General features: G+C 29.8%; 10 protein-coding genes and 1 tRNA gene. 7 read left to right on the forward strand and 4 right to left on the reverse strand.

What is annotated here, in order from left to right; translation table 11 throughout:
* Positions 1 to 116 precede the first annotated feature (116 nt).
* Complete coding sequence (locus tag ACTT83_RS06130) at positions 117 to 884, forward strand: undecaprenyl-diphosphate phosphatase (RefSeq protein ID WP_440919206.1); 768 nt, start codon at positions 117 to 119, stop codon at positions 882 to 884.
* On the opposite strand, the gene ACTT83_RS06135 is transcribed toward ACTT83_RS06130, so the two are convergent.
* The 4 genes from ACTT83_RS06135 to ACTT83_RS06150 form a co-directional block, all read right to left on the reverse strand.
* Entirely contained in the window at positions 881 to 1,771 is an 891-nt protein-coding gene (locus tag ACTT83_RS06135) for a DMT family transporter (RefSeq protein WP_440919207.1), read from the reverse strand. The two genes, ACTT83_RS06130 and ACTT83_RS06135, sit on opposite strands and share 4 nt — an antisense overlap.
* A gap of 4 nt (positions 1,772 to 1,775) precedes the next feature.
* Positions 1,776 to 3,050 carry a 2-oxo acid dehydrogenase subunit E2 gene (locus ACTT83_RS06140; RefSeq protein WP_440919208.1) on the reverse strand — a complete coding sequence of 425 codons (1,275 nt, stop codon included), beginning with the start codon at positions 3,048 to 3,050 and terminating at the stop codon, positions 1,776 to 1,778.
* 1 nt (position 3,051) lies between these two features.
* Positions 3,052 to 6,087 (reverse strand): pyruvate dehydrogenase (acetyl-transferring), homodimeric type, encoded by a 3,036-nt coding sequence (gene aceE / locus ACTT83_RS06145; RefSeq protein ID WP_440919209.1) that lies wholly within the window; start codon positions 6,085 to 6,087, stop codon positions 3,052 to 3,054.
* Positions 6,088 to 6,296: 209 nt separating this feature from the next.
* Complete coding sequence (locus ACTT83_RS06150; RefSeq protein ID WP_440919210.1) at positions 6,297 to 7,472, reverse strand: acetyl-CoA C-acetyltransferase; 1,176 nt, start codon at positions 7,470 to 7,472, stop codon at positions 6,297 to 6,299.
* 71 nt (positions 7,473 to 7,543) lie between these two features.
* On the opposite strand from ACTT83_RS06150, the gene ACTT83_RS06155 reads away from it, so the two are divergent.
* The 6 genes from ACTT83_RS06155 to ACTT83_RS06180 all read left to right on the forward strand — a co-directional run bounded on the left by ACTT83_RS06155 (position 7,544) and on the right by ACTT83_RS06180 (position 12,369).
* Positions 7,544 to 7,620 (forward strand) — tRNA-Arg (locus ACTT83_RS06155).
* 120 nt (positions 7,621 to 7,740) lie between these two features.
* Positions 7,741 to 8,151 (forward strand): PaaI family thioesterase, encoded by a 411-nt coding sequence (locus tag ACTT83_RS06160; protein ID WP_440919211.1) that lies wholly within the window; start codon positions 7,741 to 7,743, stop codon positions 8,149 to 8,151.
* 168 nt (positions 8,152 to 8,319) lie between these two features.
* Complete coding sequence (locus ACTT83_RS06165; protein ID WP_440919212.1) at positions 8,320 to 10,797, forward strand: helicase-related protein; 2,478 nt, start codon at positions 8,320 to 8,322, stop codon at positions 10,795 to 10,797.
* A 3-nt stretch (positions 10,798 to 10,800) separates the two neighbouring features.
* A complete protein-coding gene (locus tag ACTT83_RS06170) occupies positions 10,801 to 11,214 on the forward strand; it encodes a TerB family tellurite resistance protein (protein ID WP_440918042.1) in 414 nt (137 codons plus the stop codon).
* Complete coding sequence (gene fdxA / locus ACTT83_RS06175; RefSeq protein ID WP_440918043.1) at positions 11,214 to 11,540, forward strand: ferredoxin FdxA; 327 nt, start codon at positions 11,214 to 11,216, stop codon at positions 11,538 to 11,540. The genes ACTT83_RS06170 and fdxA overlap by 1 nt, the downstream gene beginning before the upstream one ends.
* Positions 11,497 to 12,369: a CarD family transcriptional regulator gene (locus ACTT83_RS06180; protein WP_440916882.1), complete on the forward strand. Its 873-nt coding sequence runs from the start codon at positions 11,497 to 11,499 to the stop codon at positions 12,367 to 12,369. Before fdxA ends, ACTT83_RS06180 begins: the two co-directional genes overlap by 44 nt.
* Positions 12,370 to 12,656: the final 287 nt, after the last annotated feature.

Below are 12,656 nucleotides of genomic sequence, written 5' to 3' on the forward strand. Positions count from 1 at the left end.
TTATTACCTAATTACAATAATATTTAGCTTAAAATCTACTTAATCTGATTTTTGCATACCTAATATGATTAAATCGAATTGTTTAAAATGAATATTTTTTAAGCTACGACACATGTATGTTGCAAGATTTTATAGAAATTTTAATCCTTTCTGCTGTTCAAGGAATTTCTGAATTTTTACCAATAAGTTCGTCAGCTCATTTAATATTGGTATCAAATTTTTATGATTTAGAAACAAGTTCTTTATTAATAGACATAAGTCTACATTTAGGCTCATTAATTGCAGTAATTTTTTATTTTAGAAAAGAGCTATTTGATCTAAGAAATAATAATAGGTTATTAAGTTTAATAATTATTGGCTCCTTGCCTTTAATATTTTTTGGATACATTTTGTATTCCACTGAATTTATTCATCTTTTAAGAAACACAAAAGTAATTGCATCAACAACAATATTTTTTGGATTCATACTTTTCTTTGCTGATCAAAGAAAAATTGATCGTAACATTTCTACAGATTTAAATATTAAATCAGTTTTATTAATTGGTTTATTTCAAATATTAGCGTTGATACCAGGGGTAAGTAGGGCTGGAATAACAATTACAGCAGCAAGATTTTTGAATTTCAATAGAACAGACGCTAGTAAAATTTCTTTTTTACTATCTATACCTGCATTAGCAGGAGCAAGCTTCCTAGGTTTAAGAGAGGCTTTTGAACAATCAATAGAAATTAATTATTTATTATTAATTGCTACTTTTTTATCATTTATGTTTTCATTTTTTACAATTAGATATTTTCTTAAATTTATAAGTAAAATTTCTTTTAATGTATTTGTAATTTATCGGATAATTCTTGGTTTAATTTTATTTAATATAATATATAGTTAACTTGGTTTCCTTATTAATGGAACCAATTGAGATAATAAAACTCCACTTAATATAAAAAAACAACCAAGTAAATTATTAATGCCTAATATTTGATTTAAAAGAAACCAGGCAGCAATTGTTGCAAACACACCTTCCAAAGAAAAAATTATTGCAGCTGGTGCTGGAGTTATATTTCTTTGAGCATAAATTTGTAAAACAAATGCAAAACCACCTGATAAAATACCAGCATATAAAATCGAGTCTATTTCATTTAATATATTAGCGATTACAAATTCTTCAGAAAATAAACCTATTATAAATGAGAATAGAGCAACTAGCAGAGTTTGAATTGCACCAATAGTCAATGGTAGATTGTACTTTTTGACAATCATACCAGTAAAAATAATATGTGTACTCCAAAATAAAGCTCCTAATACCACAAGGGTATCACCTAATCTTACAGTTGTATCTTGAAAATTTGTTAATAAATATCCACCAATTAAACATAAAATTACTGATGGCCATACACTCCAGTGTAAAAAATCTTTTTTAAAGATGAAAATAATTATTGGGACCATTGGCACATAAAAAATTGTAAAAAAAGCAGCATTTGCTACATCAGTGTAAAGCAACGCAACCTGTTGTAATGCTGAGCCCAAAAATAACGATAGTCCGATTAAAAAGGACAGGATAACGAATGTTTTTGTATCAAACCTAAATTCTTTTTTTAGTTTTTTTGCTTCAAACATTAATGCTAAAGGAACAATTGCTAAAAAACCCACAAAAAATCTTACTGAATTAAAAGTGAATGGACCGATGTCGTCCATGCCTGTATCTTGTGCAATAAATGTAGTCCCCCAAATGAAAGTGCATAATAGTGCACTAAATAATGAGAGAGTTTTTGACATATTTTTACACAGCTAATTTGTAAGCAAAATTTTTTCCAAGATTGTCTTTCAAATCGTTGTTAAATCGAGCTGCTTCAGCTCCATCAATTATTCTGTGATCATATGATAAAGATAAAGGTAACATAGTTCGTGTAATAAATTTTCCATCAATAAAAATTTGTTTTTTGTGAGATTTGCCAACTCCCAAAATTGCAACTTCAGGATAATTAATTATAGGTGTAAAAAAAGAACCGCCAATACCTCCTAGACTTGTTATTGTCATGGAACCACCAAATAATTCTTTTTTATCAATTTTAAGATTCCTGCACTGATCACTCAATTTTTTAAGTTCGTTGCCAATTAATGAAATATTCTTATTATCAGCATTTCTTAGTTTTGGCACCATAAGTCCATGCTTCGTATCTACTGCTATTCCAATATGGTAATACTTTTTTAAGGTCATTTTTCCTTTATCAATTTCATCTATAGATGAATTAAAATTTGGAAATTTTTTAAGTGATGCAGTTAATGCTTTGACGATAAAAGCTAAAGGAGTAATTTTTTTTTTTTCTCCGGTGTAAATATCTGTAAGAGATGTTCTAAACTCCTCTAATTCAGTTATATCTGCTTCATCATGATTGGTCACATGGGGAATATTAGTCCAAGAATTCATAAGATATTTAGACGAGAGTCTCTTCACTCTTGGAATATCCTTTATTTCTGTCTTTCCAAATTCAGAGTGAGGATATTCTAGTTCTATCGTTTCATCTTTTTTGAATTCTTTTTCAGAATTTCTCTCAGGTTTATTTGCGACAAATGACTTTACATCACTTTCAGTTACTCTTCCTAGTCTTTCACTACCTTCAACTTTACTAATATCAACACCAAGTTCTCTTGCAAATTTTCTGACTTTTGGTGAGGCTGCAGTTTTTTTAGAAAAATCTTTTACGATAACATTTTTTGATCCAACTTCTCTTCTAATTTCTATTTTTTTTTCCTTAGTATTTTCTTTTTTAATTGTTTTTATTTCTTCAGTTTTTAATTGAGTTTCTACTTGATTGTCTTTTAATTCAATTTCTAATATTTTATCACCTTCAGAAACCTTATCCCCAACATTTAAATTTAATTCTGTAACTATTCCATTATGTAATGAGGGTATTTCAACACTCGATTTATCACTTTCAATTGTTATTAAAGGATCATTTTTTTTAATCTCTTGACCCTTTTTGACTATAATTTCAATAACCTCTACATCTTTAAATTCACCAATATTTGGAACTTTTATATCTTTTTTGGGCATTCTATAATTTTGTTGGCATAGGTTTATCAATATCAATCTTATACTTTTTGATTGCTTCTTTTGCATATTTTGATGCAATAAGCTGTTCCTTAGCTAAAATACTCAAACCATATGTTGTGATATGTTCCTTATCAACTTCAAAAAATTTTCTTAACTTCTTTCTTGTATCACTTCGACCAAATCCATCTGTTCCTAATGAATAAAAACTTTTATTTACGTATGGTCTAATCTGGTCAGAATTCATTCTCATATAATCAGAAGCTGCTAAAATTGGTCCTTCAGTATTACCCAAACATTTTTCTACATAGCTTTTTTTAGGCTCTTTATCAGGATTTAGAAGATTGTATCTCTCTACCTCAAGGCCGTCCCTTCTTAATTCATTAAAGCTAGTGACACTCCAAATCTCACTATCGATTTGATACTCATTTTGTAATATTTCGGCACCAGCTATCATTTCTCTTAAGATTGTGCCAGATCCAAGAAATTGAATTTTAGTTTTTTTATACTTGTTAAACTCCTTTATTTTATACATTCCTTTTAAAATACCATCCTCACATGATTTATCTTTTGGCATTTCTGGATGAGGATAATTTTCATTCATGGTCGTAATATAATAGAAAATGTTTTCTTTTTTCTCATGCATTCTTCTTAAACCTTCTCGAAAAATGACTGCAAGCTCGTAATGAAATGTTGGATCGTATGATCTGCAATTAGGAATAGTTGAAGCCATCAAATGACTATGACCATCTTGATGTTGTAAACCTTCCCCAGCAAGAGTTGTTCTTCCAGCGGTTGCTCCGATCAAAAACCCTCTGGACTGGCTATCAGCACCCGCCCAAGCAAAATCACCAATTCTCTGAAAGCCAAACATTGAGTAAAAAAGATAAATTGGGATCATTTCTATATCATGGTTTGTGTATGAAGTTCCTGCAGCGATCCAAGATGACATCGCTCCAGCCTCGTTAATTCCTTCCTCTAAAACTTGACCACTCTTTTCCTCTTTATACGAACTTAATTGAGCAGAGTCTTCTGGCTCATATTTTTGACCTTCATGAGCATAAATTCCTATTTTTTGGAAAAAACCCTCCATTCCGAATGTTCTAGCCTCATCAGGTATGATTGGAACCAGTCTTGGTGCAACATTTTTATCTCTCAAAAGGTTTGTTAACATTCTGACCAATGCCATTGTAGTCGACATTTCTTTTTCACCTGTAGAAACTTTCATATTATCGAAAATATCTTTTGGAGGTGCTTTAACAGGTTTCGCGTAAGTAGTTCTTTCAGGAATAAAACCACCCAATTGAATTCGTCTCTCATTTATGTATTTAATCTCAGGGGAATTCTGATCTGGCTTGTAGTATTCAATATTCTTAACTTGTTGATCTGTTAATGGAACGTCAAACCTATCCCTGTAATACATTAAGTCGTCAATATCTAACTTCTTAGTTTGGTGAGTTGTATTTACACTTTCACCACTTTTACCCATTCCATAACCTTTAATAGTTTTTGCAATTACAACTGTAGGACTTCCAATATTTTTAGATGCTTTATCATAAGCTGCAAAAACTTTATGAGGATCATGACCACCTCTGTTCAACCGCCAAATATCTTTGTCTGAAAGACTGGAAACCAGCTCTTTGGTCTCTAAATATTTTCCAAAAAATTTTTCTCTCACATACGCACCATCTCTTGCTTTCATTGCTTGATACTCGCCATCGACAGTCTCATTCATTGTTTTAACTAAATGACCTGTTTTATCATTGGCAAGCAATGGATCCCAATAAGAGCCCCAAATAACTTTTATAACATTCCATCCTGCACCTCTAAAAATTCCCTCTAATTCCTGAATTATTTTTCCGTTTCCACGAACTGGTCCGTCTAGTCTTTGAAGATTACAATTTACAACAAATATTAAGTTATCTAATTTTTCTCTTGCGGCTAAACCAATCGCGCCTAAAGATTCAGGTTCATCCATTTCTCCATCACCTAAAAATGCCCAAACTTTTCTACCTTCATCTTTGATGAGACCTCTATTGATTAAGTACTTCATGAATCTTGCTTGATAAATTGCAAGCATTGGACCTAATCCCATGGACACTGTTGGAAATTGCCAAAAATTCGGCATTAGCCAAGGATGAGGATATGAGGAAAGACCACCAGGGTTTACTTCTTGTCTAAAACTATCTAATTGTTTTTCGTTAAGTCTACCTTCTAGATAAGCTCTAGCGTACATACCTGGAGCGCTATGACCTTGAAAATAAATTAAATCTCCACCAAATTTATTATTTTTAGCTCTCCAAAAATGATTCATACCAACATCGTAAAGAGTTGCAGCAGATGCAAAAGTTCCAATATGCCCTCCAAGTTCTGGGAATTTTTTATTTGCTCTAACTACCATTGCGGCAGCATTCCATCTAATTAAAGATCTAATTCTTCTTTCTATGTTTTGATCCCCATTAGATTTTTTTTCCTCGTTAACTGGTATAGTGTTTATATAAGGAGTATTTTGTGTATAGGGTATATTGGCACCCTCCATATAAGCTTTGTTAATAAGTTCTTTAATTAAATAATGTGCCCTATGATTTCCGTCTTTTTCTATTACTGCTGACAAAGACTCTAGCCATTCACTTGTTTCTAGTGGATCGATATCCCCTTCTTTAACTACTTGAATTATTTTTGGTTTTTCGGTCTCAATTATTTTTTGTGGAATATTTTGGTCCTGATGTTTTCTTAAAGTACTCTCAGCTTCTTGAATTAAATTTTCAGTTTCTTTTGGAACACTTTCTTTTTGAGATAATGATTGATTTGAAGAAATATTTATTAATAGATCTCCCTTTGAAACCTTATCTCCAACTTTAACATTTACAGACTCGACTTTGCCAGAAAATATTGATGGTATTTCAACACTCGATTTATCACTTTCAATAGTAACAACAGGATCATTTTTTTTAATATCTTGACCCTCTTTTACTAAAAGTTCTATAACTTCCACGTTCTCAAAATCACCTATGTCAGGAACTAACAATTTTTCAGTCATTTTTAAAAGTTTTATACATAAAAAAAATTTACTTAATCTTTAATTTTAACACATTCTATCCAATTTTTTGACACTCTTTATTGAAATACTCAAATAATGATTAAAAGGTTATTAAATATATTTATTCAACCAAAATTCAACACATATAAAGATGCTAATGTGTGGATCCAAAAAATCTTGTTAGAGGAAAAATACGGAAAAATTAATTCCTAAATTTTTTCTACACATAGCGCAATTCCCATACCGCCACCTATACAAAGTGCGGCACAACCTCTTTCTTTATTCTGTTTTTTCATTTCATGTATAAGTGTCACAAGTATTCTTGCTCCAGATGCACCTATTGGGTGACCTAAAGCAATAGCCCCACCATTTACATTAACTTTGTTTTCATCAATACCCAATTCACTGATAACTGCTATAGCTTGAGCAGCAAAAGCCTCATTAATTTCAAATAAATCGATTTCATTTAAATTCCAACTTACTTTTTTTGATGCTTGGCGGATAGCTTCTATAGGACCAAGACCCATTAAAGACGGTTCCAAACCAACAGATGCCCAAGAAATAATTTTGGCCAATGGTTTAAGTGAATTTTGTTGAGCTTCCTTAAATGTAGTTAATAATAAAGCAGCTGCTCCATCATTTATACCAGATGAGTTTCCGGGTGTCACAGTCCCACCATCTTTAAAAGCTGTTTTTAATTTTTCTAAATCAGATAATTTTAAATCTTTTCTTGGGTGTTCATCTTTTTTTAAAATAATACCTTTGTAATTTATCTGCACTATTTCATCATCAAATTTATCATTTTCAATTGCAATTTCTGTTTTTTTTTGGGATTGAAGAGCAAATTCATCTTGTTGTTTTCTAGAAATATTAAACTTTTTTGCAACATTTTCAGCTGTAACTCCCATGTGGTAATTTTTAAAAGCATCAGTTAAACCATCGTGAATCATAGTATTGATTAATTGATCTTTTGAAATTTCTTTTTTATCTGAATAAAAATAAGAGTAAGGTGTCATCGACATATTCTCTTGACCCCCACAAATTACATTATTTGCATCTCCTAATTTAATTTGTTGATAACCTGAAATAATGGCCCTTAGTCCTGATCCACAAACTTGGTTTACTAAATAAGCAGGTTTGGATACAGGGATCCCAGCATTTACTGCTGCTTGTCTCGCAGGGTTCTGTCCTCCAGCAGCAGTCAAAACCTGGCCCATTATTACTTCATCAATTTGATTATTAGATATTTTACTTCTTTTCAAAACCTCATTTATCACGATAGTACCAAGTTGATCTCCTTTCAAATCTTTTAATGATCCCTTATAAGTGCCTATAGGAGTCCTAACTGCACTACAAATGACCACGTCATCAGGTTTGTTGTTCATAAATTTTAATTTTATCTTATCATTAAAATACACTAAATATTGATATACTATAAACAAATATATTAATAAATGCGCCTGTAGCTCAATTGGATAGAGCGCTTGGCTACGGACCAGGAGGTTCTAGGTTCGACTCCTAGCAGGCGCACCATAAAAAAGGGAAATTATGTTAAAATGGTTTGAAAAAATATCTCTTCAAATGTCAGTAATATATTTTTTTGTTTTAATTTTTGTAATTATATTAATCTTAACTTTTGTATTATAAAAAATTATGTCTAATCAATTTGAACAAATCAGTCTCAAACCAGGTTTTATGAAACATAATGGAGGCCTTTTATTTAGAAATATCTCTGAAAATGAATACGAATTTAAATCAACGATTAATAATAATCATTTAAATGCTGCAGGAATTACTCATGGAGGTTATTTGTCTGCACTGATAGATGCCGGTGCCGGCACAGCAGCACATCGATCAGCTAATAATGCACCCTGCGTAACAATTTCTTTAGATATAAAGTTTATTGGATCATCAAAAGTTAATGATGAAATCTACGGGAAAGTTAAGATATTAAAAAAAACAAAAACTCTTGTATTTTTATTTTGTGAGTTAATTTGTAATGGTAAGATTATTACGTCAGCATCAGGAATTTGGAAAATTTTAAAAATCAAAACAACTGACTAAACACTAAGCACATAATCTTTATAATTAATTTAATTATGTTAAGTTAAATTATTATTAAAAAAAAATGAGAACTTTTTATCCATCGATTCGGTCATGTTTTAGTCTATTTTTGTTCTTTAACAACAACTACATCTGGTAGATAAAAATTAAGATATACCAAAGATAGAAATGACAAAAAATAAAATTACAGCTGTCCTTGGCCCAACAAATACAGGTAAAACTCATCTTGCTATTGAGACTATGCTGTCGTTTGACACTGGAATGATAGGTTTCCCTTTGAGATTGTTAGCTAGAGAAGTTTACGACAAGGTAATTAAAAAGGTAAGTTTAGATAAAGTTGCATTAATTACTGGTGAAGAAAAAATAATTCCTACAAATGCAAAGTATTATCTGTGTACTGTTGAATCTATGCCTATTGATAAAGAATTAGATTTTGTAGGCGTGGATGAAATTCAAATGTGCGCAGACCATGAGCGAGGTCATATTTTTACAGACAGATTATTGAACTTAAGAGGAATAAAATTAACAATGTTAATGGGATCAAATACAATAAGACCAATTATTTCTAATCTTGATGATGACATCGAATTTATAAATCGAACTAGACTTTCAAAACTTTCTTATGTTGGTCATAAAAAAATTTCAAGAATTCAAAGAAAAACTGCAATTATAGCATTTTCTGCAGAGGAAGTTTACGCCATCGCTGAACTTATAAGAAGACAAAAAGGAGGAGCTTCTATTGTTATGGGATCTCTAAGCCCAAAGACAAGGAATGCACAAGTAGAGCTGTATCAATCCGGAGATGTTGATTTTCTAGTAGCAACTGATGCTATTGGTATGGGAATTAATATGGATCTTGATCACGTTTATTTTTCCAATTTAAAAAAATTTGATGGAAAAAAATTAAGAAAGCTAAATTTAGCAGAAATTGGCCAAATAGCTGGTAGAGCAGGAAGATATTTGAACAATGGAAATTTTGGTATAACAGGAGAGTGCAAAGAAATAAATGCTGATGAAGTAGATTTATTGGAAAATCATAAATTTGAGGAAATCCAATCTTTATTTTGGAGAAATTCAAATTTAAACTTTGAGAGTCCTTTTAAATTATTAAAGTCTTTAGAGGAAAAGCCTAATAGAAGATGGTTAAGAAAAATACATGAGTGCGAAGATGAAAAAGCCTTAAAATTTTTTTTAAGAGATAAAAATTTAGAAAATATTAAATTTGATAAAGATAAATTAAGTCTTTTATGGGAATGTTGCCAAATACCAGATTTTGTTAAAAAAACCTATGGCAATCACTATGAAGTGATTGAAAATGTTTTTAAATATTTAACAAGTGAAAAAGGTAAAATTACAGATGATTATATGCGACTTCAACTCGTCAAACTTGATAAATTAGATGGAAATGTAGATTCTTTATCAAATAGAATTGCAAATGTAAGAACTTGGTCATATGTTTCAAATAAAAATAATTGGATAGAAAATCAAAACTATTGGATAGAAAAAACAAAACACTTAGAGGATAAGTTATCAGATAGATTACATGAGGAGCTTACAAAAACTTTTATTGACAAAAGGGCAAGTGTCCTAGCAAGAGGCTTAAAGCAAGATATGGAATTTGATACTAAAATTTTAGAAAATAACGAAGTAATGATTGATGATCAATTTATTGGAAAGATAAATGGACTTAAATTAGAACTAGATTTAAAAAAGGGTGCTTTAGAAACAGATATCAAATCGCTCAAAAAAGCAGCAAGACAGACAGTTGGTCCAGAACTTCAAAAAAGAATAGATACAATAATCGAGACAGGTTTAATAGAACTAAACGAGGATTTTAAAATTTATTGGAGAAAGTCTCCAATAGCAAAATTGCAACCAGGTAGAGATTATTTAAATCCAAATATTGTTCTTATAGTTGATGATATTCTGGAAACAGATCAATTAAAGAAATTAGATAATTATTTGGTGAAATGGCTAAAAAATAAAATACAAAATGTTTTAAGCAGTTTAATTGATTTGAGAAATCTTAAGGAAAAAAATTCATCAATTAAAGCTCTTGCATATCAATTGTATGAGAACAATGGAGTTCTTCAAAGAAATCAAGTTACAGATTATCTAAAAATATTAGGACAAAATGAGAGAAAATTTTTGAGAGATCAAGGAGTAAAGTTTGGAAGATATCATGTATTTTTACACAAATTAATCAAACCAGAGGCTGTGTCCTTAAGAACTTTACTTTGGAAAAATTATCATCAAAAATATTTTAATTTAAAACCTCCTGTGTTTGGTTTAAATTTTTTAGAAAACGACAAAATTAAAAACAGAAATTTTATGTTACTTTGTGGATTTGAGAAATTTGACAATTTTTACGTAAGGATTGATATTTTAGAAAGATTATTTGTTCAAATTATTAATTCAAACACAGAAAAGAATGAAATTAAGTTAATTCCTGAAATGTTGAATTTACTTGGATGTAATAAGGACAACTTTAAAAAGCTTTTAAAAATTATGGGTTATAAAGTTTTTGAAAAAAATAATGATATATTTTTTAAATACAATCCAAGAAAAAGCTCAAAAAAAGTAAATAAAAAATTCATTAAAGAAAGTCCTTTTAAAGTGTTAAAAAATTTAAATTTAAACCAGTAAGTAATGTTTTTTAAAGAAAAAAAAGGAGATACTAAAACTAGTGATTTAGCAAGAGTTGCGGCATTATTGATTCATGCTGCAAAAATTGATGAGAACTTCTCAAAAGAAGAAGAGGTTATAATAAGTAAGGCACTTTTGAAAATAGGTGCAGACCAAGATAATTTAGAAAATATTTTAAAAGAAGGTAAAGAAATAGAAGAAAACTCTAACCAAATTTTGGATTTTACAAGGGAAGTTAAAAATATGGATGATAAAAAAAAAATTGAAATTATAGAAACCCTTTGGAGAATAATTTACTCAAATAAAGAAGCAGATATGTTTGAAACTAATTTGATGAGACGACTTGCAGGCTTATTGTATATTGACAATAAGATCATGGGAGATATCAAAGAAAAAATTAAAAAAGAAAATCAATAATGACATATATAGTTAATGACAAATGCATTAAATGTAAGTTAATGGATTGTGTTGAAGTTTGCCCTGTAGATTGTTTCTATGAGGGAAAAAATATGCTTGTAATTAAACCTGATGAGTGTATAGATTGTGGCGTTTGTGAGCCTGAGTGTCCTGTTGATGCAATAAAAGCTGATACAGAGCCGGGGTCTGAAAAATGGCTAGAGATCAATAAACAATATTCCGAAATCTGGCCAAATATAACAGTTAAGAAAGATCCTCCATCGGATCACGAAAAATATAAAGATGAGCAAAATAAGTTTGAAAAGTATTTTAAAGAAAACCTTTAAAAAAAGTAAAGCTACTAAATCAAAAAAAAAGGCAAAAACCAAAAAGATTGTTAAATTAAAAAAAGTAAAAAAGAAGATAAATAAATTACCAAAAAAATTAATTAAGACTAAAAAAATACCTTTAAAAAAATCTATAAAATCTGAAGTTAAAACTACAGAACAGAAAAGTGATGGTTTAAGAATTACAAAAAATAATGAGGCTAAACCAGAAATTAAAAAAGTAAAAAAACAAGAAACAGAAAAAAGAGAATATAAAATCAAAGATTACGTCGTATACCCAAAACATGGTGTTGGGCAAATTACTGAATTCAAAAAAATAAATATTGGAGGAATTGACGTTGAAACTTACGTTATAAAATTTGAAAAAGATAAAGCAAATGGAATGGTGCCTGTTAATAAACAATTACACTTAAGACCATTAGCTACTATCAATCAGGTAAATAAATGCATCTCAATATTAAAAAGTAAGCCTAAAATAAAAAGATCTATGTGGAGTAGGAGAGCACAGGAATATGAAGCAAAGATTTCATCAGGTAAGATTTATGAGTTAGCTGAAGTAGTAAGAGACCTTAATAAGGGGGATGATTTGATGGTTGACCAATCTTATAGTGAAAGACAATTGTTTGAAAAAGCATATGAAAGAATCCTTTCAGAATTTCAAATAATTCTAAATCTGTCATTAGAGGATACTCAAAAAAAATTAGATAAAGCTTTAAAAAGAAACTTAAATACTCAACCTAAACCAGAGGCAGCACCAATAAAGCAAGCTTCATCAGATTTACCTGAAGAAGAGGCTGTTTCAGAAAATGAAGAAGATATAGAGGAATAAAAAAAACGCCTCTCACACGTAAATCGTTATGAGAAGCGTTTTTAATAAAGAATACTAAGTAATTATCTTCTTCTTCTTTTTTTAGCTTTTTTCTTAGCTTTTTTCTTAGCCTTCTTTGCTTTTTTTCTTCTCTTAGGCATCTTTAGCTCCCTTTTTTAAGTTAAACGAATCAATTGATTCGCTATTAATCTATTTTTATTTTTTTATGTGCCTTATGTCAAATCTTAAATTTTAAAGAAAATTTTTAAAATAAAATTAAAATAAAATTTTTTTTTAAAAAAAATTTA

Origin of the sequence: Candidatus Pelagibacter sp. (assembly GCF_052049775.1) — a bacterium.
GTDB lineage: Bacteria > Pseudomonadota > Alphaproteobacteria > Pelagibacterales > Pelagibacteraceae > Pelagibacter.

Bases quoted from the DNA above. Each gene is read 5' to 3' on its own strand.
- ACTT83_RS06130 (WP_440919206.1), top strand. From the start codon at position 117: ATGTTGCAAGATTTTATAGAAATTTTAATCCTTTCTGCTGTTCAAGGA.
- ACTT83_RS06135 (WP_440919207.1), bottom strand. From the start codon at position 1,771: ATGTCAAAAACTCTCTCATTATTTAGTGCACTATTATGCACTTTCATT.
- ACTT83_RS06140 (WP_440919208.1), bottom strand. From the start codon at position 3,050: ATGCCCAAAAAAGATATAAAAGTTCCAAATATTGGTGAATTTAAAGAT.
- aceE (WP_440919209.1), bottom strand. From the start codon at position 6,087: ATGACTGAAAAATTGTTAGTTCCTGACATAGGTGATTTTGAGAACGTG.
- ACTT83_RS06150 (WP_440919210.1), bottom strand. From the start codon at position 7,472: ATGAACAACAAACCTGATGACGTGGTCATTTGTAGTGCAGTTAGGACT.
- ACTT83_RS06160 (WP_440919211.1), top strand. From the start codon at position 7,741: ATGTCTAATCAATTTGAACAAATCAGTCTCAAACCAGGTTTTATGAAA.
- ACTT83_RS06165 (WP_440919212.1), top strand. From the start codon at position 8,320: ATGACAAAAAATAAAATTACAGCTGTCCTTGGCCCAACAAATACAGGT.
- ACTT83_RS06170 (WP_440918042.1), top strand. From the start codon at position 10,801: ATGTTTTTTAAAGAAAAAAAAGGAGATACTAAAACTAGTGATTTAGCA.
- fdxA (WP_440918043.1), top strand. From the start codon at position 11,214: ATGACATATATAGTTAATGACAAATGCATTAAATGTAAGTTAATGGAT.
- ACTT83_RS06180 (WP_440916882.1), top strand. From the start codon at position 11,497: ATGAGCAAAATAAGTTTGAAAAGTATTTTAAAGAAAACCTTTAAAAAA.